The 23,609-nt window shown below is 65.6% G+C and carries 20 protein-coding genes; 4 read left to right on the forward strand and 16 right to left on the reverse strand.

Features of this window, described 5'->3' with window-relative positions; translation table 11 throughout:
* Positions 1-4: 4 nt before the first annotated feature.
* The gene (locus AC30QB_RS07615; RefSeq protein WP_489545596.1) at positions 5-1,057 is read left to right on the forward strand and encodes a glycosyl hydrolase; all 1,053 of its coding nucleotides are present in this window, start codon (positions 5-7) and stop codon (positions 1,055-1,057) included.
* Between the two features lie 128 nt (positions 1,058-1,185).
* Here the strand turns inward: AC30QB_RS07615 and AC30QB_RS07620 are convergent, their stop codons facing one another.
* Both AC30QB_RS07620 and AC30QB_RS07625 read right to left on the reverse strand, forming a co-directional pair.
* Positions 1,186-3,036 (reverse strand): fibronectin type III domain-containing protein, encoded by a 1,851-nt coding sequence (locus tag AC30QB_RS07620; protein WP_489545597.1) that lies wholly within the window; start codon positions 3,034-3,036, stop codon positions 1,186-1,188.
* Between the two features lie 70 nt (positions 3,037-3,106).
* Complete coding sequence (locus AC30QB_RS07625) at positions 3,107-5,332, reverse strand: fibronectin type III domain-containing protein (protein ID WP_489545598.1); 2,226 nt, start codon at positions 5,330-5,332, stop codon at positions 3,107-3,109.
* Positions 5,333-5,541: 209 nt separating this feature from the next.
* Here AC30QB_RS07625 and AC30QB_RS07630 point away from each other — a divergent pair, with 209 nt between their 5' ends.
* Positions 5,542-6,462, forward strand: a complete 921-nt coding sequence (locus AC30QB_RS07630) for an AraC family transcriptional regulator (protein WP_489545599.1) — start codon at positions 5,542-5,544, stop codon at positions 6,460-6,462.
* A gap of 91 nt (positions 6,463-6,553) precedes the next feature.
* Here the strand turns inward: AC30QB_RS07630 and AC30QB_RS07635 are convergent, their stop codons facing one another.
* From AC30QB_RS07635 to AC30QB_RS07655, 5 genes are all read right to left on the reverse strand, one after another.
* Positions 6,554-9,196: a family 31 carbohydrate-binding protein gene (locus AC30QB_RS07635; RefSeq protein WP_489545600.1), complete on the reverse strand. Its 2,643-nt coding sequence runs from the start codon at positions 9,194-9,196 to the stop codon at positions 6,554-6,556.
* Positions 9,197-9,358: 162 nt separating this feature from the next.
* Positions 9,359-10,264 carry an AraC family transcriptional regulator gene (locus tag AC30QB_RS07640; RefSeq protein ID WP_489545601.1) on the reverse strand — a complete coding sequence of 302 codons (906 nt, stop codon included), beginning with the start codon at positions 10,262-10,264 and terminating at the stop codon, positions 9,359-9,361.
* 6 nt (positions 10,265-10,270) lie between these two features.
* Entirely contained in the window at positions 10,271-10,978 is a 708-nt protein-coding gene (locus AC30QB_RS07645) for a phytanoyl-CoA dioxygenase family protein (RefSeq protein ID WP_489545602.1), read from the reverse strand.
* A gap of 11 nt (positions 10,979-10,989) precedes the next feature.
* Positions 10,990-12,249 carry an extracellular solute-binding protein gene (locus AC30QB_RS07650; RefSeq protein ID WP_489545603.1) on the reverse strand — a complete coding sequence of 420 codons (1,260 nt, stop codon included), beginning with the start codon at positions 12,247-12,249 and terminating at the stop codon, positions 10,990-10,992.
* 13 nt (positions 12,250-12,262) lie between these two features.
* Entirely contained in the window at positions 12,263-13,276 is a 1,014-nt protein-coding gene (locus AC30QB_RS07655; RefSeq protein WP_489545604.1) for a Gfo/Idh/MocA family protein, read from the reverse strand.
* A gap of 229 nt (positions 13,277-13,505) precedes the next feature.
* Here AC30QB_RS07655 and AC30QB_RS07660 point away from each other — a divergent pair, with 229 nt between their 5' ends.
* Complete coding sequence (locus AC30QB_RS07660; RefSeq protein ID WP_489545605.1) at positions 13,506-13,901, forward strand: nuclear transport factor 2 family protein; 396 nt, start codon at positions 13,506-13,508, stop codon at positions 13,899-13,901.
* Between the two features lie 71 nt (positions 13,902-13,972).
* On the opposite strand, the gene AC30QB_RS07665 is transcribed toward AC30QB_RS07660, so the two are convergent.
* The 6 genes from AC30QB_RS07665 to AC30QB_RS07690 all read right to left on the reverse strand — a co-directional run bounded on the left by AC30QB_RS07665 (position 13,973) and on the right by AC30QB_RS07690 (position 20,576).
* A complete protein-coding gene (locus AC30QB_RS07665) occupies positions 13,973-14,179 on the reverse strand; it encodes a hypothetical protein (protein WP_489545606.1) in 207 nt (68 codons plus the stop codon).
* Between the two features lie 180 nt (positions 14,180-14,359).
* Positions 14,360-15,064, reverse strand: coding sequence for a substrate-binding domain-containing protein (locus AC30QB_RS07670; protein ID WP_489545607.1), 705 nt, complete (start codon positions 15,062-15,064; stop codon positions 14,360-14,362).
* A gap of 164 nt (positions 15,065-15,228) precedes the next feature.
* Positions 15,229-16,794 carry an ATP-binding response regulator gene (locus tag AC30QB_RS07675; RefSeq protein WP_489545608.1) on the reverse strand — a complete coding sequence of 522 codons (1,566 nt, stop codon included), beginning with the start codon at positions 16,792-16,794 and terminating at the stop codon, positions 15,229-15,231.
* A complete protein-coding gene (locus tag AC30QB_RS07680; RefSeq protein ID WP_489545609.1) occupies positions 16,784-18,289 on the reverse strand; it encodes an ATPase domain-containing protein in 1,506 nt (501 codons plus the stop codon). Before AC30QB_RS07680 ends, AC30QB_RS07675 begins: the two co-directional genes overlap by 11 nt.
* Before the next feature lie 110 nt (positions 18,290-18,399).
* Positions 18,400-19,866: a carboxylesterase/lipase family protein gene (locus tag AC30QB_RS07685; RefSeq protein WP_489545610.1), complete on the reverse strand. Its 1,467-nt coding sequence runs from the start codon at positions 19,864-19,866 to the stop codon at positions 18,400-18,402.
* Positions 19,866-20,576, reverse strand: a complete 711-nt coding sequence (locus AC30QB_RS07690; RefSeq protein ID WP_489545611.1) for an SDR family NAD(P)-dependent oxidoreductase — start codon at positions 20,574-20,576, stop codon at positions 19,866-19,868. The genes AC30QB_RS07685 and AC30QB_RS07690 overlap by 1 nt, the downstream gene beginning before the upstream one ends.
* 81 nt (positions 20,577-20,657) lie before the next feature.
* Between AC30QB_RS07690 and bktB the strand changes: the two genes are divergently transcribed.
* A complete protein-coding gene (gene bktB, locus AC30QB_RS07695) occupies positions 20,658-21,842 on the forward strand; it encodes a beta-ketothiolase BktB (RefSeq protein WP_489545612.1) in 1,185 nt (394 codons plus the stop codon).
* Positions 21,843-21,881: 39 nt separating this feature from the next.
* Here the strand turns inward: bktB and AC30QB_RS07700 are convergent, their stop codons facing one another.
* The 3 genes from AC30QB_RS07700 to AC30QB_RS07710 all read right to left on the reverse strand — a co-directional run bounded on the left by AC30QB_RS07700 (position 21,882) and on the right by AC30QB_RS07710 (position 23,552).
* Positions 21,882-22,421 carry an MOSC domain-containing protein gene (locus AC30QB_RS07700; RefSeq protein WP_489545613.1) on the reverse strand — a complete coding sequence of 180 codons (540 nt, stop codon included), beginning with the start codon at positions 22,419-22,421 and terminating at the stop codon, positions 21,882-21,884.
* An 11-nt stretch (positions 22,422-22,432) separates the two neighbouring features.
* Positions 22,433-22,720, reverse strand: coding sequence for a hypothetical protein (locus AC30QB_RS07705; protein ID WP_489545614.1), 288 nt, complete (start codon positions 22,718-22,720; stop codon positions 22,433-22,435).
* Between the two features lie 151 nt (positions 22,721-22,871).
* The gene (locus tag AC30QB_RS07710) at positions 22,872-23,552 is read right to left on the reverse strand and encodes a DUF6708 domain-containing protein (protein WP_489545615.1); all 681 of its coding nucleotides are present in this window, start codon (positions 23,550-23,552) and stop codon (positions 22,872-22,874) included.
* Between the last annotated feature and the right edge of the window lie 57 nt (positions 23,553-23,609).

The following is a 23,609-nucleotide window of genomic DNA, read 5'->3' on the forward strand; positions in this document are numbered from 1 at the left end:
CTGCATGTCCCCCCTCCAACGGGCCCTGGCCCTCGCTTTCACCACGAGCATGAGCATCTCCCTCGCGCAAGCTGCCGCCAAGTTCGAACCGCCTGATGGGCAGACCATCCTCATGGTGGGCCAAGAGCGCGGCGAAATTGCAGACTACTGGCGCGAGGTGGGGCCGGCCGGTGGCTACATGCTCTACACCAGCATGGCCTCGCTTTCGGGCATGGACTCGGACAGCCGCGGCTCGGGCTGCGCCGACAGCGGCGTGATGTCCTTCCCCGACTGGGTGAAGAACTACCCCGACACCGTGGCACAGATCGGCCTCTACATGGTGGGCATGCTGCCCGACGTGATGAGCGGCGACATGGACGGCTCCATCGAAGACCTGGCCGCGGCGCTGCGCGCGGCCAAGCGGCCGGTATTCCTGCGCATCGGCTACGAGTTCGACGGCCCCTGGAACCGCTATGACCCGGGCCTGTACCGCAAGGCCTATGAGCGCATCGTTCGCAGCTTTCGCGGCGAGAAGCTCGACGGCATGACCAAGGCTTTGGAGCCGGTGACCAACGTCGCCTTCGTCTGGCATTCGGCGGCCTACAACCGCTACCGCGGCCATGAGCTGGAAGCCTGGTACCCGGGCGACGAGTTCGTCGACTGGGTGGCCCTGAGTTGGTTCGCCTGGGGCCCCGACAACGACAACGTGGCCGCCGCCCGGGCGCGCGAAGAGGTGGCTGCGCTCGCACACCAGCACAAGAAGCCGCTGATGATTGCCGAGGCGGCGCCCAAGCAGTACTACCCTGCCAACAGCGCCCAGGCCTGGGCCGGCTGGCACCAGCCAGTGTTCGACTGGATCACGCGCCACAACGTCAAGGCCTACAGCTACATCAACCAGGACTGGACGCGCATGCCCCAGTGGCGCAACGCCAGCTGCGGCAACGGCACCGACTGGGGAGACACACGGGTGCAGAAACCGGGCAGCGTGCTGCTCGAACAATGGAAGGCCACCGTGAGCGACAAGCGCTTCCTGCACCAGGGGCCTGCGCTGATGCGGGCGCTGGGCAGCCAGAAGTGAAAGCGGCGCGAGTTGCTCGCTGCCATGTGCTTGCCCACCGCGCTCGCAGCCTGTAGAGGCGGTGGGCGGTGGGCGGTGGGGCCGGCACGCCGGCCGACGGGAGCGCCGACACCCGAACCTCCCAAGCCTCAGCGCCTGAACGCCTCCACCTTCGTAACCATCGCGCCCGACTCAGCTGTGACCGTCAGCGTCTTGCTGCCCGTGCCCACGCCCGAGAAATCCACCGTCTGCACGCTGCCCGTGCCGCTGTCGACCGCTGCATTCGCGCTGCCGCCGTTGAAGCCGGTGGTGACGAGCTTGGAGTTAGCGCTCGAGCTGTAGCTGATCACAAAGTAGTAGCTGCCGGCGGCCGTCACGTTGACGGTGTAGCTCTTGCTGCCGCCAAAGGCTGTGGTCGTCACCACGCCGGGCAGGTTGGTGCTGCCGCCTCCACCTTCGCCGCCGCTCAAGGTCACGTCACCCACGTTGGACCAGGCCGACGCACCAGCGCTGTTGCGGGCCCTCACCCGATACTGGTAACGCGTGCCGATGTCCAGGCCGGTGTTGGTGTAGCTGCGCGCGTTGGCGCCTACCACCGCGAGGTCGTTCCAGGCCCCCGTTCCCACCAGTCGTTCAATCTGGAAGTCACTCTCGTTGCCGGCGTTGTCAGCCCAGCCCACCGCGACCGAGGTCGTCGAGGCCTGAGTTGCCGACAAAGCCGACGGTGCTGCCGGCACGGTGCCGCCACCACCGCCACCACCACCACCACCCGTGCCGCACTGCGCCAGGAAGCCCTGCGCACTCAGGCCGTTGCAAAAGGCCGTCTTGTAGCTCGCGTACAGCGGCAGCTGCACGTTGTTGAACCACATGTCGTCGTAAGGGAAGGCGAAACCATCGGTCTGGCCGTAGTAGCCGTCCCAGCCGTAGCGCAGGTCGAGGTTCATGTAGACCACCGCCTTGATGACACCCGACAGGTCGAAGCTGCCCGCTCGGTTGGGCAGCGGGCCGTTGTAGTTCATCAGGCCGAAGTAGCGGTTGGCCCAGGTGGCGGACAGCGCATCGGAGTCGGTGCCGTCGCCGTTCTGCCCCGCCACGAAGTTCATCGGCGACGACTCCGAATAGATCATGGGCTTGCCGTGGTCTTTGGAGAACTTCACCATCTCCAGCACGTTCATGTCGTAGTTGAAGCTTTGCGGTGCGGCGTTCAGGTTGCCGTTCACCGTCTGCAGGATGTATCCCTTGCACTGGTTGCTGGCCACGTCAAAACCGCTGCCTGGTGTGCCGTTGTAGAGCGAGCTGGTCTGGTTGTAGATCGGCATGCACAACTCGTGGTTGAACACCGACAGGCCGATCCAGTCGACGTTTGCGTCGCCTGGGTACAGCTGCGCAAACTCACCGCGCACCGGGTGATAGACGAAGGCCACGTTGCCCGCCGCCACACGGCCGCGTATGTACGCGGCGATGCTGTTGAAAGCGCCCTTGTACGAGTTGCAGCTGGCGTCGGTGCAGTGGAAGGCTGACGACACCTCGTAGTCCAGCCGCAGCAGAAACTTCGTGCCCTGCTTGCTGTTGATGTAGTTGATGAGGTTGTCGAAGAGGTTCAGGTAGCTGCCGTTGGCCAGCGCCTGCGTCGCGTTCTTCGAGGCCTGCTCCTTCGCCGCGTTGTCGCCATTCCACCCGGGCGGGTTGTCCTTCCAGCTCACGCCGACCTGCAAGAACTTGCCACTCTTGCTGGTGACGAGGTCGGCAAAGCCCTGGTGGATGGGCACACTGCCCCTGCCGGTGTTGAAGGCGGCCGCCTTGAGCTCGTAGTAGACCGAGCCGCCGTTGGCCTCCTGGCCGATGGTGTTCCAGTTGTCCCAGGCCGCCCGGTTGGACTGGCCGACGAGAAAGAGCTTGCCCGTGGCGGGCGCAAAGCTCGCGGCTTGCGCGGCCGTGGCCAGCGCGCAGGCTGACGCGGCCAAGCACAGGGCGCGCAGCGCCCCGGTGATGTGGTTCATGAAACCTCCTTGGATAAACCTTCAAAAAAGGCCGGCGACAACCCCCCGGCGCCACCGGCAAGCGCGTTGATCAGCGCTTGAAAGCTTCGACGCGGGTCACGGTCACGCCCGACTCGGCATTCACGGTTACCGTCGCGCTGCCAGTGCCCACGCCATTGAAGTCGATGGTCCGCACGCTGCCCGTCCCCGTGTCAACAGCGGCATAGGCCGTCGACCCATTGAAGGTGGTGCTGACCAGCTTGGAGTTGGCGCTGGAGCTGTAGCTGATGACGAAGTAGTAGGCCCCGGTGGTGCTGACCGTCACGTTGAAGGTCGCGCTGCCGGTGAACGAAGCGCTGGTGACCGCGCCGGGCAGTGTGCTGCCGCCACCACCACCACCGCCGCCATCGCCGCCACCGCCCGGCAGCGTGACGTCGCCGACGTTGGAGTAGCCGGAGGTGCCGGCGCTATTGCGCGCCGCCACGCGGTACTGGTAGCGCGTGCCCGCGGTGAGCCCGGTGTCACTGTAGCTCGTGACGTTGGCGCCGAGGGTGGTGAGGTCGGCCCACGCGCCTGTGCCCACCAGCCGCTGCAGCACGAAGCCGGTTTCGTTGTTAGCGCTGTCGGCCCAGCCGATCGCGATCGAAGTGCTGGAAGTCTGGGTCGCGCTCAGGCCACCGGGTGAGGCGGGAATGGTGGTGCCGCTGCTGAGCGTGAGGTCAGCCACGTTCGAGTACGACGAGGTGCCCGCGCTGTTGCGTGCAGCCACCCGGTACTGGTAGCGCGTGCCCGCGGCGAGCCCGGTGTTGGTGTAGCCGGTGACGTTGGCACCCACCGTGGCCAAGTCGGCAAAGGCACCGGTGCCCTCGGACCGCTGGATCAAGAAGCCGGTCTCGTTGTTGGCGTTGTCAGCCCAGCTCAGGGCGATCGAGCTGGTTGACGCCTGCGTGGCGCCCAGGTTGCCAGGCGCGCTGGGCACGGTGGTGCCACCCCCTCCGTCCGCGCCGCAGCTGGCCGCGTTGCCCTCGAAGCAGGCATCGGCCAGGCGCGTCTTCACGTAGTTCTTGATCGTGGTGTTGGCCTGCAGGGCCGAGTTGCCCCAATAGCCGTCGGTACAGCTGGGCGAGCCGGCAGCGCCCTGGCAATTGAACTGCTTGATCGCTTCCCAGTTGGAATTGATGTACGAGACCGCGCGGATCTGGTCCTTGTTGGCGAGGATGAAATCGAAGAAGTTCTGGTACCAGAGCTGCATCTCGGCCGCGCTCACGGCCACCGGGTTGTTCTCGACCACGCAGCTGCCGGTGCTGTTTTGCAGGTGGTAGCCGGTGGGGGAGGACTCGGCAATCATCACCGGCTTGGCCCGCGACTTGGCGAAGTTCACCATGTTGTTGTAGAGCGTGTTCGGGTTGTTGCTCACGCCGGGCGAGCCCACGCCGCGGCAGGTGTACTGGCGAGTGCGAAAGGAACCGTCGAAGAAGAAGGCGCTCATCGCAACCCAGTCGACCACGTCGTCGCCCGGGTACCAGTCGGCCAGGTGGTTGGGGTTGCCGAAGTCCTGCGCGAACGCGGGGTCGCCGTCGGTCGGGTAGGTGGCCGACTGCCACACCATCGCTACGTTATTCGCACCCAGCGCATTGACACGCCCCTTGGCAAAGCGGAAGGCCTCCTTGAAGTGCACGCGGCTGTAGCGGTTCCACGGGCCGTCGAACTCGTAGCCGAAGCGCAGGAAGACCGGGCGGCCGGTGTCCCTCAGGTAGGTGATGAGCGTGTCCAGGCGGCTGCGGTAGCCGTTGACCACGTCGTCGGTGAGATCGGTCTGCGCGCCCGGGAAGCCAGCCTGCACCGCGAGCTGCTCCGACAGGGCACGCCCCAGCAGCGCACGCACCGGCTGGTTGGCGCCGCCATCCGCCAGGAAAAGGCCAACCGCCAAAGAGGCACCGGGGTTTTCGGCCAGCGTCGCGTTGAAGTCCATCACGTTGCCGCTGAAGCCCAGGTCGCACCTGCCCGACAGGCCGTTGCAGCCAGTAGACAGGTGCGTGTAAAGGGTCACGCCCGTGGGCTTGAGAAAGCCGCTGTCCTGTAGCACTGTGTTACGGAAGGCGCTGATGTCGGGCGTGTTCTGGCCGACGATGAAGCGGATCTTGTTGCCGGCCGGCAGGTTGCGCGCTGTGGCAGCGGGCGCGGCCAGCGCGCGCTCGGTGGTACTGGTAGCGGGAACGGCGACGCCGTCGTTGCCGCCGCCGCAAGCGGCCAGTGCCCAGGCGGTTGCCAGCGCCAGGGCCCAGCCGCGTCGGCTGGTGCGTGAACTCATGAGCATGTCGTGTCTCCAGGTGGTGAAATTGGTCATCGCACTGCATCCCGGAAGGCACGTCTGTGGCGCGTTGAGCAGCAGCGATGGACGATTGTTTTCTTATCGAACAAACACAGGCTTGCCCAGATTGCGCACCTGGGCGAGCAAACCCTGATGGGGCAAACCGGGTTGACAGCACCACGCCGATCGAGTCCCCTGGGAGGGGAGAGACGCTCATGCATGACACACGCCACACCGACCCCGACCTGAGCTTTGTCGAGGCCCGCCTCAACCGGGTGTTGGACCACATTGACGGCCACCTGGCCACGCCGCTCGAGCTGGAATCGCTGGCGTCGCTGGCGGCGTATTCGCCGTTTCACTTCCTGCGCGTGTTCCGCAGCAAGCTGGGTGAAACGCCTTACGACTTCGTGCGCCGCCGGCGCATCGAGCTGGCTGCAGGCCGCCTGCGCCTGGCCTCCGACGAACCCATCGAGCACGTGGCCATCACCACCGGTTTTGCCAGTGGCGAGACCCTGGCGCGTGCATTCCGTAACACCTATGGCATGAGTGCAGGCGAGTGGAAGCGTGGCGGCTGGCGCCAATGGGCCGAGCGCATTGCGCCGCGCCCGCACAACCTGCCCTACGCCAGTGTCACCGTCACCAAGCAGGCACGCCGGCTGCTGTTGTACCGCCGCGTGCGCGGCGACTACCAGAAGACGGTGGCGCAGACCTGGGCCAGCTTCGTGCCCTGGGTGCGCAGCATGGGCCTGCAGCCGTCCGAATGGATGGGCAATGGACTGGACGACCCGGCGCTCACGACGCCGGAGCAATGCCGCTACGACGTGTGCGCGGTCATCCCCGCGAGCCAGATCGACCTCGCGCAGGTGGCGCTGCGCCACGCGCCGGCCATGGTGTCGATGAAAGATTTTCTGCCTGGCTGGTATGCCAGCATGCGTTACGACGGGCCCGCCTCGGGTTTGCCGCAAGCCTGGCGCTCGATGCTGGAAGACTGGCTGCCGTCGAGCGGGTTTGCGATGGGCACAGGCCAGTTCACCGACGCCTTTGCGCGCGTCGAAGACATCCCGGGCCTGCGCCTGGACATGCGGCAAGTCAGCGACCTCTTGATGCCGGTGCGCACCACGATGCACGCGCGCTGAGCGGCGCTCCCGCATCCCATTTTTTGCGCATAACGACAAGAGCCGCCGCACCCGCGGGATGCGGTTGCGGCGGCTCAAGTGCCGGGGTTGCCTAAAGCGTCTGAACGAATTTCACCACGTTCTGCCGCTGTTCTGGCGTGAGCGCGTTGTAGGCACCGCGTGCTGCAGCGCCATCGCCCGTGTGCTTCTGGATGGCCGCATCGACACTGGTGGCTGAGCCGTCGTGCATGAACAGCGTGGCCCGCCCATTGCGGTTGAGGATCTCCAGGTTATGCCCCAGGCCCCATAGCGGCGCCGTGCGGAAGTTGCCACCGTTCACGTTCCAGATCTTCATGTCGGTATAAGGGCGCAGCGTGAGGTTGCGCAGGTGCGTGTCGGCCGTCGCGCTGGTGCGTTGCACCGGCGTGTGGCAGCCGCCGCAGCCCGCCTGCATGAAGAGCTTGTCGCCTTCGTCTACCCCGGGCGTGTCGTAGCTGTTGGGGTTGCGGCTGGGCACGGTCAGCGTCTCGGTGTAGGCCGTGAGCAGCTCCAGCACGCGGCCCGGCAGCGAGGCCGGCTCCACACCGTGGTCGATGCGCAGGGCGCTCTTCACCTGCTCGGCCACGCTCGTGACCATGCCGTCCCAGGTGAAGCCCGCGCTGCGACCCGCGATGGATTCGAGCAGCTTGGTGCCGTAGATGGGCGGCGGCAGCCGCATGCCCTTGCCGGGGATGTTGACTGGCTCGGAGCCGCGGCCATCGCGGAAGTGGCAATCGCCACAGGCCCGGGTGCCGATCTTCACCGCACCGAAGGCAGTAGTCGCGCGCACCTTCGGGTCCAGCCCATGGAAGAGGTGGTGGCCGACGATGAAGTCGTCGATCATGTCTTCCTTGTGGATGGTGACCATGGGCTGTGTGAAGACGGCGTTCTTCTCCAGGTTCGAGTAGGCCCCGGTGTCCGAAAAAATCTGGCTCGTCGAGGCCTTGCCGGCCGATTGCAGGCGCGGGTCGCCGTACTTCGAACCCCAGCCGTAGCCCACGATGTAGTGCGTGAAGTCGTTGTAAGTCTGCGCACCGGTGCGCCCGGCCACAGCAGTGATCTCAAAGCTGATCACTTGGCCGTAGCTGAAGGCGTCGTCAAAGCCGGGGTTCTGGTTCACCGCAAAGAACTGCTGGCCATTCACGTTATCGGCGCGCGTCATCGACTCCACACGCAGCACATTCCCTGAGATCTGGAAGTTGAGCTTCACGTTGCCCGGCGTGTCATTCACCCACAGCGTGTAGCGGTCGAGGTGGCGCAGCAGGTCGTTGTTGTGCTGCGCATCTAGGATGGCCGCCGTCACGCCGTCGTGCGAGATGGGGTGGCGAAAGCGCATCCAGTTGGCCGACCCGTCGACGAAGGCGGTGTAGGCGCGCGGGTTGACGCGGGAGCCAGCGGTCGTGAAGTACGCGGTGTAGACCCAGGCCGTGGAGGGGTTGCTGTTCAGCTGGCCCGGCTGCTTGTAGCGGAAGAAGTAGGTGTAGGTGCCGGTGCAGGGAATGGTGGCCACGCCGCTGACCAGGCTGGTCTTCCTGAAGGTCATGCCGGCATCGGTGGAGCAATGCATCTCCAGGCTCGCGTCGTCCGGTGCCTTGACGAGGCTGGGGCCCCAGCGCCAGCGCAGCGTGCTGCCGTCGATGTCGAAGGCGAAGCCGTGCGAGGTGGGCGCTGCGCCGTTGGTCGGCGTGGCCAGTGCGTCGGGCGGGTTGGGCCGCGGCGCCGGGCCGACGTTGTGGTCGGAGTATGCGTTGGTCGTCCAGTCGAGCACGCTGGGCGTGCCGTTGGTCGCCACGCTGACGGCGCCCGACTGCGCCGAGCAGTTGCCGGCCGCATCACAGGCACGTACGCGGTAGCTATAGTTGGTGGCGGGCGAAAGGCCGGTGTTGTTGAAGTTCAGGCCCGTGCTGGAGCCTGCGAGCGAACCGTCGCGGTAGAGGTCGTAACGCGTGACGCCGGTGTTGTCGCTGGCCGCGTTCCAGCTCAACGCAATGCTATTGGGTGAGATCGCCGTGCCCTGCAGGCCGCTCGGCACCGTGGGGGCCTGCGTGTCGCCGCCGCCACCTGCTGGCGTGGACACGTTGATGGCCGCCGATTGCGCCGAGCAGTTGCCCGCCCCATCACAGGCGCGCACGCTGTAGCTGTAGCTGGTGGAAGCCGCGAGGCCAGTGTTGGTGAAGCTCAGCCCGGTAGCCGAGCCGGCAAGCGTGCCGCCACGGTAGATGTCGTAGCGCGTGACGCCCATGTTGTCGCTGGCGGCACTCCAGTTCAGTGCGATGCTGCTCGAAGCGACGCCAGTGCCGGCGAGCCCGGCAGGGATCGTGGGCGCTTGCGTGTCGCCCCCGCCCCCGCTCCCGCCCCCGCTGCAGGCGGTCGACGCGATGCTCGCACCACCCGCCAGGTAGGTGAGCTGTTGGTTGCCTGTGAGGCACTGGCCGGTGGCGTTGTCCTGAACCTTGAACTCGAGGGTGTAGGTAGTGCCCGGCGTCACCGACACGCTGCGCTCGAAGCGCCCGCCGGTGCGAGTGCCGGTGTAGCACTCGCCGTTGAGGCACAGGTAGTTGAAGCTGGCCGACCAGCCTCGATCCACGTGGTAGAGCTTGCCGCTGGCATCGATGCCGAAGGCCTGGGCCGCAGCGTCGTGGGCATAGCCACAGGTGGCGGCCAGCAAGGCCAGGCCCGCAAGGCCAGGCAATCGCCGCATCTGAAGAGTTTGCATGATGTCTCCTATGTTTCAGGGATGCTTCGACGCGTCATAGACGCCAGACCGCACGCACACGCGCGCCGCCCGCAGAGCATCTGAAAACCAGTCTAGGCGGCGATGTTCGTTTCGGTCTTGCTGCGGTTGCGGACCTGATGCCGCGCGTCAAAAGGCCACGCGTCAAGACTGCCGACGCAGGCGCACCGGCATGAGCAGTTGCTTGGGGTGGTCTTCGCCGTTGAAGCTGCTACCGGCCGCGAAGGCTTCGCAAAAGTTGCCCACACCGACCGAGTAGCCGCTGGTGGGCAGCCAGGCGCTCAACAGGTACTCCCACGCCGAGCTCGACGCGCCGGAGACACCGCGGCATTGCATCTCGGCATACAGCCCGCCCACGAAGCGCTTCCACGAGGCGCGGTGGCCCAGGCCGGGCAAGGGCTTGTTGTCAAGCAGCTGCGCCTGCTCGGGCGAGAGCACCGCACACACGTCGAAGCGGCACTGCGACGGCGGTGTGAGGCCTGGGTCGTCCATGCCCATGCCCAGCCATGCCATCGGCTGCACCCCGAGCTGCCGCAACGCAGCCGAGAAGAAGCCCCAGGCCTGCGGCACCACGTCTTCGTAGCGGCCGCGCACACGCACGTAGAGCAGGCGCTGCTCGTCACGGTGGGCCACCTTCACTGCGCCGACGGCGCAGGGCGCGATGGCGGGCGCGGCCTGCAGCTGACCGAAGCGCCATCCGCCGTGGCGCCACTCGGTTGCGTTCATCGCATAGGCCTGGCGAAAGGCGCGAGCCAGTGTTTCTTGCGACGAGAAGCCGCACGACACCGCCACGCTGTTGATGGGCTCGTGCACGGAGAAGCGCAGGCGCGATGCCGCAAGTGCGATACGCCGCCGCCGGATGAATTCATAGGGCGTCTCGCCGAAGCAGGCGTCGAAAGCACGGATGAAGTGAAAGCGTGAGTACGACGCGAGGTTCGCCAGGCCGTCGAGCTGGATGGCATCGGCAATGTGGTCGTCGATGTAGTCGAGCACGCGGTTGAACCGCGGCTCGACGGCGTCCGGCCTCTCGGGGGGGCGCTGCTCAGTCACGGCGCCTCAGGCGACCCGCTCCTCGATCACGCTGTTCGAGGCAAAGGAGTAGCGCATGTTGCGGTACACGCAGATGTCGGTGATGTCTTCGGGCGTGCCCGCGGGCGTGGCCCGGTAGTTGGTGGAGACACGGTAGCGGCCCGTGACCGGCAGCACCTTGTGGTACGTGTGGCCGTGCAGCAGCACCAGTGTGCCGGCACGCGGCGAGATCACCACCTGGCCGTCGAAATCGACCTCGGGTTCACCGGCCGGCAGCAGACCCGCGCGGTGCGAACCGGGCAGCACCATGGTCTGCCCACCGGTCTGCGCCGTCACGTCGTGCGTGTAGACCAGGCGGTTCAGGTTGAAGCGGGCGGCGTCTTCGGGCGGGCAGTCCTGATGCCAGGCTTGGCCCTTGGTGCCTTGCTTGGAATACATCACCATGCAGTAGAGGCGTGCCCACTGCGGGCCGAGCACCTCATCGGTGAGGGCCGACAGGCGCACGTGCGCATCGAGCTCGGAGAATGCGCCCACGCCCTCCTTCTGAGGGAACCAGGGGATCACCTCGGTCTGCGCCTTCTGCAGGAACTCGGCAGTGTGCAAGAACTCGGCCGAGCCGCCGAACTGATCGAGGATCAGTGCGTTGAGCCGCTGCACCTGCGGCAACTCGAAGAAGTCGGGCAGCACCAGGTAGCCATCGCGCCAGAACTGCCGGGCCAGATCAAGGACAGTCATCGCCTGCACCATCAGCGCCTGCGCACACGGCGCTTGAGCTTGTCGTCGGCGTTAGCAAGCGCCTTGACAATGTCGACACCGTCTTCAAGCACGTCGTCGAGCGCTGCGCCCACGATCTCGGCTGCTACCTGGTCGTAGCGGTCGGCTGCTACCAGCGGAATGCGCGCGGTGGCGTCCTTCCACAGCATGCGGGCCTTCTGCCCGCCGAGGAAGGCCAGCGGCTCCTGCAAGAAGGCCTGGTCGTCCATCGCGCTGCGCAGCGCGGGGTAAGAGCCGACCTTGCGGAACACGCTCTGCTGCACTTCCTTGTCGCCAATCAGGAACTGGATGAAGTCCCACGCTTCTTTCTTGTGAGCCGCTTTCCTGGGAATGGAATAGAAGGCGCCGCCATAGGCCGTGTACGCGCCTTCGGGCATCTGGGCGGCGCGCCACTGGCCGCGGCCTTCAGGGTTGAGCCAGCTCTCCAGGTGGAACACCAACCAGGCACCCGACATCTGCGTGGCCACCTGGTCGCGCTTGAAGCCTTCGCGCCACTCATTGCTCCAGGTGGAGATCTTGGCTTCAATGTCGGCCTTGCGTGCGGCCTGCGCCAGCTCGAAGGCGCGCTTGAAGCGCGGCGTGTTGACGAGCGAATTGCCGGCCTTGTCGAAGTAGAGGCCTTCGCCGTCTTTCAGGTTGGAGCGGATGTAGGTCGAGTACAGCTCGCTCGCATGCGCCACCAGATAGGCGCCGGTCTTCTGGCGCACCACCTTGCCGGCATCAATGTAGGAGTTCCACGACTGGGTGAGCTGGGCTTCGGTGACGCCGGCCTTGTCGAGGATGTCCTTGCGATAAAAGAGCGTGCCGGGGCCCACATCGGCCGGCAAGGCGATCTGCCCGCCCGCGAGGTCTTGCCCCATCGCCACGCCGAAGCGGTGCAGCTTGTCAGCGAGTGCGCGTGCGTTGTACGGCGCGGCGTTCAGGTCTTCCAGGCCTTTGGATTCGGCGAACTTGCCGATGTACTGCACCTCCAGGCCCATCACGTCGGGAATGCCCGAGCTCGTGGCCAGCGCGGTCGTCATCGCGTTGTGGTGGTCGTTGAACGACAGGCTGGTGAGCTTGACTTCGACCTCGGGGTGCAGCTTCTTGTAGCGCGGAATGGCCAGCTTCACCGCCTCGTCGAAGCTGGGGAATGACGCCACCGTGAGGGTGACGGCTTGCGCCGCCGTGCCCGCAGTGGCAATGACGGCGAGTGCGAGCGAGCGCAACACCGCTTTGTGCTTGTGGTTCATTGCTTGTTTCCGTTCATGAAAGATGAGCCCCGGCCGCACGCTCGAAGGGGTAGCGCAGGCCGATGTGCTCGCGTATGTCGTCCAGGCAGGCCATGACCTCCAGCGAGTCGGCCCAGGGCATCACCTCGCTTTGCGTCGCGCCTCGGGCAAGGCACTCGTGCACCTCGCGCACCTGGTATTCGAAGCCGTTCAAGTCGAAAGGCGCCGGCGCTGACACCACGGGCTGGCCTACAACCATCAGCAGTGCCTGCCCGGCGTCCCAGAAGTTGTCGGTGATGACGATGCGCCCACGTTCGCCGTGGATCACAAAAGCGTTGTAGAACTTCTGCCGCAGGCTGGACTTGAATCGCATCTCCACGCCGTTCGACAGCGACAGCCTCACGCTCAGGTCTTCGTCAACGCCGGTGCTGCCGATCTGCCCACGCGCTTCCAGCACTCGCAGAGGGCCGCGAAGCAGCCACTGCGCGATCGACACGCAGTACACGCCCGCGTCGAGCAGTGAGCCGCCCGCCACCGAGGCGTCGTACAGGCGCTGCTGGGTCGATGGCGGCTGCTCGTAGCCGAAGTAGGCCTCTACCCCGCTGATGGTGCCGATGGCCATTTCACCCAGCCAGCGGCGCACCTGCGCGTAGACCGGCAAGAAGCGCGTCCACATCGCCTCCATCAGAAAGCTGCCTTCGGCTCCGGCCGCGTCGATCATCCGAGCCGCTTGCCGGAGGTTCACCGTGAGCGGCTTCTCACACAGCACCGCCTTGCCATGCGCAATGGCTAGCAGCGCGTGCTCGAGGTGAGCGTTGTGGGTGGATGCGACGTAGATGGCATCGACGCCGGGGTCGCTGCACAGCGACTCGATGTCGCCGCCGCATAGCGTGGCACCGTAGGCGCTGCCGAACGCGTGCGCCCGCTGAGCATCACGTCCAGCCACGCCCACGAGACTGGCACTCGACACCGCAGGCAGGCACTGCGCAAACTTGTGCGCAATACGCCCTGGTCCCACCAGCCCCCACCGCACCTTGTTGCTGTCCAATCTGCTGACTCCGATACCCCACATGGGTGACGTCAAGCGTATCGGGACGGAATTGGTTCGGAATGCGAACTTTCACCAACCTGGCCTTGCTCAGATTGCGGAAATGGGTTTGGGAGCAGCTGCCATTCGGGGTGTAGGAGCATGCCTACCGGCACTGCACACCTTGTCTTGCGCACATCGCTGCGGCTGAGAGGCATATTGGGCTCTTTCCATTGCCCAGGAGCAGCACATGCAAACCGCAAGCAAAGACCTCATCAAGCTCGAAAACAAGTTCTGGCAATCGATGGTGGACGAAGACACCGACACCGCCTTGAGCCTGCTCGCCGAACCCTCACTGATGGTCAGCTCACATGGTGCGATGAAGTTCGACCACGCCAGCTACCGGCAGATGGCGGAGAAGGGCACGATGGTGATCAAGTCATTCAAACTGAGCGACATGAACGTGATGTTTCCAACTGAAGACACCGCCTTGCTGACCTATCACGCCAAGCAGGCGCTCTCGAAGCGAGGCGACTCTGCCGAGACCGAGCAAGAGATGACGGACTCTTCGGTGTGGGCTCGCAAGGACGGGCAGTGGCTGTGTGTCATGCACACCGAAACACCCGTGGCACCCGAGAAGCACTGACATGCCTTGGCGCTGCCAGGCCCCAGGTTTGGCAGCACTCTCGTTTGGTCGAACCGCGCGCCAAGCGCGCGTCAAGGGAGTGGATCGATCGGTGGCTCGGGCGGTGGCTCGACCACCTTGCCGTTCACGAAGCTGCGGTCACCGATCACTTCGATGAGCATGCTGCCAAAACGGCTCTCCCACACATAGCGCAGCACGCTTTGTGTTGCCAGAGGCAGGGGCACTTGACCGTCATCCCCTTGCCGCAGCAGTTTCTCGGGGAGCAGCGGGGCATTCATGGCACGCGAGCTTGCGGTTAAAGGCAAAAACGGTTCAGAGCCAGCGCCACAGGCGCAGCAGCCAGGCGGGAGCACGCTGCGGGCCGGGGCGATAGTTTTGGCGAAGCGACGGGTACATGGCGGGCTCCTTGAATACTGTATGCAAACACAGTATAGAGCTTAGGCGCGGGGCCGGGCAAGTCACCCTAGGGACGACGGGGCCTCCATGCCCAGCTGCGCTTTCAGGGCGGCGTGCTCGGGCGAGCCCATGAACTTGAGCAGTGCGCGGGCGGCGCCAGGGTGCGGTGAAGAGCGGCCCAGCGCGCCAACAAAGGTCGTGGTAACTGCCACCGGCGCCGGCATGCTCCCCAGCAGCGTGATGCCCTTCAGCGCCAGCAGCTCGCTCAGCTGCTGGAAGCCGATCTCGACCTCGCCATTCGCCACCAGCGTGCCCACAGGCACGCCGGGGCGTGCCTGCACCAGGCGGTCTTTTACCGCCTCGGCCACGCCCCAGCGCTCGAACAAGCGCAGCAGCGCCGTGCCGCTCGGGCCGGTCGAGTAGCCGATGCTGCGTGCCGCCAACACGCTCAGGCGCAGGGCGTCTTCAGACGCGATGTCGGGCCGCGGCGCGCCTTCGCGCACGGCAATCGCCACCGATGAATCGACGATGGCGCAGCGGCTGTCGCCTTGCACCGCGCCTGTCGCCGTCAGCGTGTCGATGGCATCGCTGGCCAGCACCACCAGGTCGAAAACCTCACCCTCTTGCACGCGGCGGGCGGCATCGACACCCCCTACCGACTCGATCTCGATCTTGATCTCGCCACCACTCGCGACGCGGTAGGCATCGGCCAGACAGGCCAAGACCTGCCGGGTGGCCATGGAAGAGATGATGCTGATGGTGCTCATGGGCAGCGGGCCTTGTCTGGCGAAACTGCGATTTTGCGCAGCCTGGGGCCATGTGAGCACGCTGGCTTGCGCCCTAGCTGATATTCACATCTGGCATCGTGCGCCCACGGGTCGCGCCACGCCAGCGCGCTGTGCCTCATTCACGTTTTCACGGAATGAACACATCAAAGCCGCATCAACGCGTGCTGCACGGCCTCGTCACTGACGGGCTTGGTCAGGTGCAGGTCGAAGCCCGCCCGAAGAGAGCGCCGCTGGTCTTCTTCGGCGCCGCGGCCCGTCACCGCCACCAGCAGCGCCGACGCGTGTGCCGGGTCTAGTCGCAACCGCGCGGCCACTTCGTAGCCGGTCATGCCTGCCATTTCGATGTCGCAGAAGATGGCATCGGGGCGAAACTCATCAGCGGCCCGCAAGCCCGCCGGCGCGCTGTGGGCCTTGCGCGTGCTGTGGCCGTGAGCTTCGAGCAGCATGGCCAGTGTCTCGGCTGCGTCGGTGTTGTCGTCGACGATGAGCACGCGTATGGGCTTGTCGATTGAGAGGCCAGGCGCCTCGGGAGGCGCCGCTGCATCGAGCACCGAATCGGCGGGCAGCAGGGGAATGCGTACCGTAAAGCGGCTGCCGCAATCGAGCCCTTCGCTGGCGGCCTCGACCGTGCCGCCGTGCAGCTCCATCAGGCGCCGCACCAGAGACAAGCCGATGCCCAAGCCACCCTGCGCTCGGTCTAGCGTGCGGTTGACCTGCGCAAACATGTCAAACACATGCTTGAGCAAGTTGGCCGGAATGCCCACCCCGCTGTCTTCAACGCTGACCACCGCCTGGCCGCCCTCTCGCACCAGCTCAACCCGTATGCGACCGCCATTGGGCGTGTACTTGGCCGAGTTGTTGACCAGGTTGCTCACCACCTGCGCCAGCCGAGAGGGGTCGCCCAGCACCCACACCGGCTCGTCGAGCAGCGCCACATGCAAGCTGTGTTGGGCGGCATCGACCAGTGGCTGGCTGCCTTCCAGCGCCAAGGTCACCACCGAGCGCATGTCGACCCGCTCCTTGCGCAGCACCACCTTGCCCGTGGAAATGCGCGACACCTCCAGCAGCTCGTCGATCAGCTTGACCATTTGGCCCATCTGCCGCTCCATGATCTCGTGCAGCCGCTGCGCCCTTTCGTTGGCACCGGGCATCTTGGCCAGAATCTGCAGGCCGGTGCGTATGGGCGCGAGGGGGTTGCGCAGCTCGTGCGCCAGCGTGGCAAGGAACTCATCCTTGCGCCGATCGGCCTGCATCAATGCCTCTTCGGAACGCGCCTGCTGTAGCAGCTGGTCGCGGATGCGGTACTGCTTGCGGCGGTCGCGCAGCGCCGATTGCAGCGCGCTGATCATCGAGCGGGTGGAGACAGGCCGGTCGAGCACGGTCACGTTGCCCAGCAGCTCCAACCTGCGCACACCCGAGGTGGGGCTCTGGTGGTCGCGCATGAGCATCACCACCGGCACGTCAGACCACGCCGGCTGCTCACGCAGCGCGGCCAGCAGCATCGCAATCTCCGGCTGCACCAGAGCCGCCTCAGTGAGCATGAGCGCACCCACGCCGTGATCGACCTCGGCGGCCATGCCGGCGAGGTCTTTGCAAACGACGCAGGCCACGCCGGCCCGTTCCAGAAGCTCGCAGGTCACCTCGCCGTCGCGCCGCGTGACCGGCAGCACCAGCACGCGCTCGTCGTGGGGCTTCGCGTCAGGCAGCATCGGCGGGCCGCGAGACGGGCCTGTCTTCGGCTAGCGCATGCAGGTCGACCGGCACCCCGCTGAGCACACCGCGCAAATGGGCCAGCGGCTCGCTCAGGTGTACACCCTTGTCGTCGAACCACACCTGGCGTATCGACTCTTCATGCAGGCCACTGCGTTTCTTCAGCGCCGAGATGGCCTTCTTGACCTTGCCGGCGTGCTCGTACATGCGCAGCATCACGACCGCATCGGCCAGGTAGCTGGCATCCACCGGTGACCGCATGCTGGGGCCGATCAGGCCGCTCTGGGCCGCAATGAGAAAGGTGGCGACGCCGTGGTTGTTGAGGTAGGACAACAGCTCGTGCAGTTGCGCCGTCAAGAACTTGTCTTCGGGCATGGCGTTGAGATAGCCGTTGAGGCTGTCGATCACCACCACGCGCGCGCCGTCTTGTTCGACCGACCGCCGCACCATGTGGGCAAACTCGCCGGGCGCAATCTCGGCAGGGTCGATCTGCCGCACCATGATCTGGCCCGGGCCCACGCCCTCGTTGATGGGCATGCCCAAGCCGACGGCGCGTTCTAGAAGAATGGTTTTCGATTCCTCGAAACCGAAGATGGCCGCATGGTCGCCTCGCGCGGCGGCGGCCGATGCGTACTGCAGCGCGATGGTCGATTTGCCCGAGCCGGGTGGGCCGATCAGCAGGGTGGAGGTGCCGCGGTCTATGCCGCCCCCGAGCAAGGAGTCCAGCGCGTGCACGCCGCTGGGCACCGTCTCGCGCGGGAAGGTGGTGCCGTGCTGCGCACCCGACAAACGCGGAAACACGACGAGCCCGCCGTGATGAATGACGAAATCGTGCAGCCCGCTGCGAAAGTCGCTGCCGCGAAACTTCACCACCCGCATTTGCCGAAGCGTGCGCCCATACGGCGGCGTGGCCGAGTCGAGCGAGATCACGCCGTGCGCAATGCTTTGCAGCTGCATGTCTGGGCCTTCGGCGGTGCGGTCGTCGAGCAGAAGCACGGTGCAGTTGAGCCCCACCAGATACTGCTTGATGCCGAGAATTTGCCGGCGGTAGCGCAGCGAGCTTTGCGCCAGCAGGCGCAGCTCAGACAACGAGTCAAACACCATGCGCTGCGGTTTGAGCCGCTCCACGGCGTCTAGCGCCTTGCGCGTGGTGGTGTTGAGCTCTACTTCCGACGGGTGGTACATCGTGAGGTCGCTCTCGCCGTCAACCTGCAGCTCGTCAACAAAGAGCTCCAGTATCTCGATGCCTTCAAGCGACCAGCCGTGCGACTGCGCATTGGCAACCAGCTCGCTGCGCGTCTCGGACAGCGTGACGTACAGGCATTTTTCGCCAGCCCGCACGCCGGCCAGCAAGTACTGCAAGGCCAGCGTGGTCTTGCCGGCACCCGGGTTGCCGTCGACGAGGTAGAGGCGGCCTGAGATGAGCCCACCGTGAAGAACCTCGTCCAGCCCTGCCACACCGGTGAGTGAACGGGGGATGCTCTCGCGGTTCATGGGCGTGGTGTAGAAATGAACATGCAAGCATCTTGCCGCCCTGTCACCACGCCCGTCTGTAGGACTCCACCGCTTTGGGGAGCAATCGACGTGCCCGCGTTTGCCGGGCGTCAGAGGGCCGAAGTGATACTCATTCCCGGCGCTGCGTCTCGCCCGGACCAGCCCACACGACGGTCGCGCTCGGGGTCGTCGAGCACCTGGTCGCGCTTGTTGAAGACCAGGGTGGCGCGCCGCCCCGCCTCAAAGGCCGGCCAGCCGCTGGCCGGGTGGCCGCCGCGCACAAACGCGATCCAGTGGCTGCGCATGCGCTGGGCCAGCGCCAGGCGCTTGCCCCACAGCGGCCCGCCGCGCGCCAGGGCTGCGAGCGCGCCGCGAAGATCCCACAGGTACAGAAGCTCCAGTGCATGCGTGGCCCCGAGCAGCGGGTGCGCACAGTCGAAACGGTAAAACCACGTCGGGTGCTGCATCGCATGGCGCTCGGCGAAGTGCAGCGTGGGCATGGCAAAGCTCATCTGCGTGCCGAGCTGGCGATTGCCCGCCTTGGTGTCGGGGTAGGCCGCCAGCACGCGGTCGGCAGCCGCGTCGCCCAGTTGCTTGCGCAACAAGCCCGCCATGCGGCTGCGCGACAGAAACAGCTCGGCCACGCCACGCCAAAGCTCGAACAGGCGTATCTCATCGCGGTTGAAGCCCGCCAGCAAGGGAATGGGTGGCGTGGGCGCCGCGCGTGCGGCTTCGAGCGAGGCCGGCAGCAACGCGCCGTCGAACCAGGGCGCGGCGGGAATGGTGTCGGGCAGCTTTTCTTTCACTGCGTCTTGCGCGGCCAGCAAAGCCTCAACCGGCAGTGCTTGCAAGGCCTCCAGGGTGCGCACACCCAGCACGTCGAGATAGTGGCGGGCCACCTGCAGGCTCTTCTCGTGGTCGTAGATCAAGGTGAGCGCGCCGCTCTCCAAGATGGCGCCGTGAAACAAGGGCCTGGCATCGGGCGCATGCATCAGCAGCGAGACCGACATGGAGCCGGCGGACTCGCCCGCTATCGTCACGCGCTCGGGGTCGCCCCCGAAAGCCGCGATGTTGTCGCGCACCCAGCGCAGCGCTTGCACCTGGTCGCGCAGGCCGAGGTTGCTCTCGATGCGCGCATCACCCAGGGCCTCGCCGAAGTTCACGAAGCCCAACACACCGAGGCGGTAGTTGATGGTCACGACGACGATGTCACCCTGCTCCGCCAAATGCGCACCGCCATAGAGGCGCGCACTGCCGATGAGAAAAGCCCCGCCGTGGATCCACACCATCACCGGCCGCTTGGCCTGGTCGGCCGCCGGGCTCCAGATGTTGAGCACAAGACAGTCTTCGTCACGCTCCGGGCTCAGCGACTTCATGCGGCTCGCCACCTTCTGCGGGCAGGCGGCACCGAAGCGGGTGGCGCTGCGCACGCCGGCCCACGGTTGCGCCGGCTGCGCGGCCCTGAAGCGCTGGTCGCCCACCGGCGGCTGCGCATAGGGCACCCCGAGCCAGGCGCACACGGCGCCGTCTTTCATGCCCTGCACGTCACCGAGAGGGGTGTGGGCAATGGGCTGCATCAAACGCTTCCAAGCTGGAGGTGCTGGCCCCTCACTGCCGCGCCGGCCGGTGTGGCCAGGAAGGCGATGGCCTGCGCCGCGTCGGCCAGCGACACCCAAGCCGAGCGGTCGGCATCGGGCATGGACTGGCGGTTGGCGGGGGTGTCGAGCGTGGTCGGTGCCACGCTGTTGACGCGGATGCCGTCGGCCTGCAACTCATGCGACAGCGATTCGACCAGGCGCTGCAACGCACTCTTGGACGCACAGTAGGCGCCCTTCAGCGCTGCGCCCTCGCGTGCGGCGTTGGCCGACACCGCCACGATGCGCCCGCCGCCTTGTCGCTTCATCAGCGGCACCACCGCCTGCGCCAGGTTGACGAAGGACCATGCATTGAGGTCCATCATCCGGTCCCACGAGGCACGGGTGATCTGATGCACGCCCTCGCCCATCTCGAAGCCCCCCGCAATGTGCACCGCCGCATCGACACCGCCGAAGGCCTGCTCGGCCTGCGCAACGGCCGCTGCCATGCTGTCGGCAGAGGTCACGTCGGCGGCGAGCATGAGGGTGTCGACCGGCGTGCCAAACACCGCATGCAAGCGGTCAGCGCTCTGGTCGAGCAGCACCAGACGCTGGCCGCCCTTATCAAGAAGGTGGCGCACCACCGCCTGGCCGAGACCACCGGCCGCGCCGGTGATGAGAAGTGTGAATGCAGGGGGCGATGCTGGGCTCATGGTCGTTCGATCCGCTGAACTGAAAACCGCATTGTCGATGTGTTCACAATCACGGTTTTCAACAGCCGGCGGAGCCCCATCATGAAGAGAGAAGTTGTAGTTGTCAGCGGTGCGCGCACTGCCATCGGTACCTTCGGTGGTGCACTGAAGGATGTGCCCCCGACCCAGCTGGGCGCCATCGCCACGCGCGAAGCGCTGGCCCGCGCCAAGGTCGACGGCAAAGACGTGGGCCACGTGGTCTTCGGCCATGTGATCAACACCGAGCCGCGCGACATGTACCTGGCCCGCGTGGCCGCCATCGAAGGCGGCGTGGCACAAGAGACACCCGCCCTCACCGTCAACCGCCTCTGCGGCTCGGGCCTGCAGGCAGTGATCAGCGCGGCGCAGTGCATCTTGCTGGCTGACACTGACATCGCATTGGCCGGCGGCGCCGAATGCATGAGCCGCGGCCCCTACTCGATGCCACAAGCCCGCTGGGGCGCACGCATGGGCAACGCAACCCTGGTCGACATGATGCTGGGCGCCCTGCACGACCCGTTCAACAACGTGCACATGGGCATCACCGCTGAAAACGTGGCCGCCAAATGGGACATCAGCCGGGCACAGCAAGACGAAGCGGCGCTCGAGAGCCACCGCCGCGCGCAGAAAGCCATTGCGGCCGGCTACTTCAAGGAGCAGATCGTGCCGGTGGAGCTGGCGGGCAAGAAGGGCACCATGCTGTTCGACACCGACGAGCATGTGCGCAACGACGCCAAGATCGAAGACATGGCCAAGCTCAAGCCTGCGTTCAAGAAAGAAGGCGGCAGCGTGACCGCCGGCAATGCCTCGGGCGTGAACGACGGCGCCGCAGCACTGGTGTTGATGGAGCGCGCCGAAGCCGAGCGCCGCGGCTTGACGCCGATGGCGCGGCTGGTGTCGTATGGCCATGCAGGCGTCGACCCGCTGTACATGGGCATAGGCCCCGTGCCAGCCACGCGCAAGGCGCTGGAGAAGGCGGGGTTGAAGGTGTCAGATCTCGACGTGATCGAGGCCAACGAGGCTTTTGCTGCACAGGCCTGCGCGGTAGCCAAAGACCTGGGCTTCGACCCGGCCAAGGTCAACCCCAATGGCTCGGGCATTTCGCTCGGTCACCCGGTGGGGGCCACCGGGGCGATCATCACGGTGAAGGCGTTGTATGAGTTGCAGCGCATCAAGGGGCGCTATGCGCTGGTGACGATGTGCATTGGGGGTGGGCAGGGGATTGCGGCGGTGTTCGAGCGGATGTGAGCTTATTCGTGAGCGGTGCGCAGGCCTGCCGCGTGCCGCTCACGGGTTTGATGCAGGCAAGCAGAGCACAACATCGCCCTGCCGAATCAACCCACTGGCCAGCACCCGCGCCGTCACGCCGCCATGGCCACGCATGGCGTTGTAGCCCCCATGGCCCAGCACCTCTTCCATGCGCGAGCACGGCTCGCAGGGGCCGGTGACTTCAAGCACCACATCGGCACCAATGCGCAGCACCAGGGGCTGGTTCTTGAACAAGGTCTTGGCGGCGAGCAGGTTGAGGCCTGAGATCAAGAGGTTGCGGCGCAGCTGCAAAGGGTCAACCTGCTTCAGCCCTGCCAAGGCTGCGATCACCGGCAGGTGCTCGGCTTGCATGAGGGTCACCTGCCGCTTGCTGTCAGCGCCGGCACGAGGCAGGCGCTCGGCAGCGTGATCGCCTTCGAGGCCGCGACCTTGCAGGGCCATGGTGGCGTTCACCACACCAGTGGCGACACGTCGCGCGCCGCGCAAGGCGATCAGGTCCACGCGGCCAGGTCTGGGAAACTGCTGAACCAGCGCGTGCAAGCCTGAGGCTTCGTCCATGAGCGTGCCGATCAGCCGCCGTTCACGGCCTCAAGAATCGCCGCAGTGGTGTTCATTGCATGCGCAGCCACTTGCTCGTGGTTCATCGCAATGATCGCCAGCGGGTAGGTGCCCGAGACGTAGCCGCCATAAGCCACTTCGACGGCGACAACATCGGGCGAGAGCCCTTCGATTGCGGCCACCAGGCAATGCATCACCGAGCTGAAGCCGGTGTCGTCAAACAGCGGCTCGGATTCGTGGGTGACGCGGTAGTCGAAGGTTTCGCTGTCGGAAGAATCGATGTCGATGCGGGGGATCATGAGGTGTCTCGGTACGGGCAGGCCCATCGGGCGGCCAGTATGGCGGCTTTGCGCTGTCCACCCCCCTTGCGGTTGCTTGCCGGCAAGGGTGACCGTGCTTGCTTTTTATGAGGCGTAAAGCCCGGCCGCGCCCATTCAAAGGCCATGCGGTTCACCGCTGCCACGCGTTCGGCGGGTTCATGCTGGCGTTTTTCACATAAGGGTCGTTTGGCTCAATACGGCAAGCGGCTTCAATATCGGCGGGCCACACCGGGGTGCGGCAGGTCAGGCCAGCAACCCAGCGGCCGAGCACGCATAGCAGCCAAAAAGGCAACAGCATGATCCACAGCCACAGGCCACCTTTGAAGTTGAGGTAGAAGCGGTTGAGCGCGAAACGCAGCGTTTCACGATGCTCTGCAATAGGCAGACAGACCTGCACCAGCTTGTAGGCTTCCTGAGGGCCGTCTTCCATGTAGCGGCGCAAGAATTCCCAATGGGCACGCAGGCCCTCAAGATCGCCTTCGTTCCAGTACATGCTGAACGCGAACGTGTCGAGAACTGTCTTACCGTCGCCTGCCAACACGTGACCACGGATGTCCCAGTTCTGCCCGGGCTCCACGCCTTTGTTGCAGCGGCCGAGGGTGAAGAAGAGCTTGTCCCAGTCCGCCACCAGAATGGGTTTGTTCGGACGACCAGGGCGGAACACGTAGACCTTGTGGGTCTTGCGGTTCAGCCTGATGGGGAAGTGGGTACAAGTTAAGAACTCCGGCGAGGAAAGCCACGCCCCTAAGAGGGTGATGTCCCACGAGGTGGTGTAAGTCTTTAAGGTCGGCGGCCCGATGAGGGTGGCCATCGTGAGTCCGGATAAGGTTGAGGTGCGATCCACCAACTTTGATCCACAAGGAATACA

Source organism: Rhizobacter sp. (assembly GCF_046595475.1).
Classification (GTDB): Bacteria; Pseudomonadota; Gammaproteobacteria; order Burkholderiales; family Burkholderiaceae_C; genus Rhizobacter.

What these genes read in the sequence shown, in the direction of transcription:
- AC30QB_RS07615 (WP_489545596.1), top strand. Translation starts at nt 5, where the DNA reads ATGTCCCCCCTCCAACGGGCCCTGGCCCTCGCTTTCACCACGAGCATG.
- AC30QB_RS07620 (WP_489545597.1), bottom strand. Translation starts at nt 3,036, where the DNA reads ATGAACCACATCACCGGGGCGCTGCGCGCCCTGTGCTTGGCCGCGTCA.
- AC30QB_RS07625 (WP_489545598.1), bottom strand. Translation starts at nt 5,332, where the DNA reads ATGCTCATGAGTTCACGCACCAGCCGACGCGGCTGGGCCCTGGCGCTG.
- AC30QB_RS07630 (WP_489545599.1), top strand. Translation starts at nt 5,542, where the DNA reads ATGCATGACACACGCCACACCGACCCCGACCTGAGCTTTGTCGAGGCC.
- AC30QB_RS07635 (WP_489545600.1), bottom strand. Translation starts at nt 9,196, where the DNA reads ATGCAAACTCTTCAGATGCGGCGATTGCCTGGCCTTGCGGGCCTGGCC.
- AC30QB_RS07645 (WP_489545602.1), bottom strand. Translation starts at nt 10,978, where the DNA reads ATGACTGTCCTTGATCTGGCCCGGCAGTTCTGGCGCGATGGCTACCTG.
- AC30QB_RS07650 (WP_489545603.1), bottom strand. Translation starts at nt 12,249, where the DNA reads ATGAACCACAAGCACAAAGCGGTGTTGCGCTCGCTCGCACTCGCCGTC.
- AC30QB_RS07660 (WP_489545605.1), top strand. Translation starts at nt 13,506, where the DNA reads ATGCAAACCGCAAGCAAAGACCTCATCAAGCTCGAAAACAAGTTCTGG.
- AC30QB_RS07665 (WP_489545606.1), bottom strand. Translation starts at nt 14,179, where the DNA reads ATGAATGCCCCGCTGCTCCCCGAGAAACTGCTGCGGCAAGGGGATGAC.
- AC30QB_RS07670 (WP_489545607.1), bottom strand. Translation starts at nt 15,064, where the DNA reads ATGAGCACCATCAGCATCATCTCTTCCATGGCCACCCGGCAGGTCTTG.
- AC30QB_RS07675 (WP_489545608.1), bottom strand. Translation starts at nt 16,794, where the DNA reads ATGCTGCCTGACGCGAAGCCCCACGACGAGCGCGTGCTGGTGCTGCCG.
- AC30QB_RS07680 (WP_489545609.1), bottom strand. Translation starts at nt 18,289, where the DNA reads ATGAACCGCGAGAGCATCCCCCGTTCACTCACCGGTGTGGCAGGGCTG.
- AC30QB_RS07685 (WP_489545610.1), bottom strand. Translation starts at nt 19,866, where the DNA reads ATGCAGCCCATTGCCCACACCCCTCTCGGTGACGTGCAGGGCATGAAA.
- AC30QB_RS07690 (WP_489545611.1), bottom strand. Translation starts at nt 20,576, where the DNA reads ATGAGCCCAGCATCGCCCCCTGCATTCACACTTCTCATCACCGGCGCG.
- bktB (WP_489545612.1), top strand. Translation starts at nt 20,658, where the DNA reads ATGAAGAGAGAAGTTGTAGTTGTCAGCGGTGCGCGCACTGCCATCGGT.
- AC30QB_RS07700 (WP_489545613.1), bottom strand. Translation starts at nt 22,421, where the DNA reads ATGGACGAAGCCTCAGGCTTGCACGCGCTGGTTCAGCAGTTTCCCAGA.
- AC30QB_RS07705 (WP_489545614.1), bottom strand. Translation starts at nt 22,720, where the DNA reads ATGATCCCCCGCATCGACATCGATTCTTCCGACAGCGAAACCTTCGAC.
- AC30QB_RS07710 (WP_489545615.1), bottom strand. Translation starts at nt 23,552, where the DNA reads ATGGCCACCCTCATCGGGCCGCCGACCTTAAAGACTTACACCACCTCG.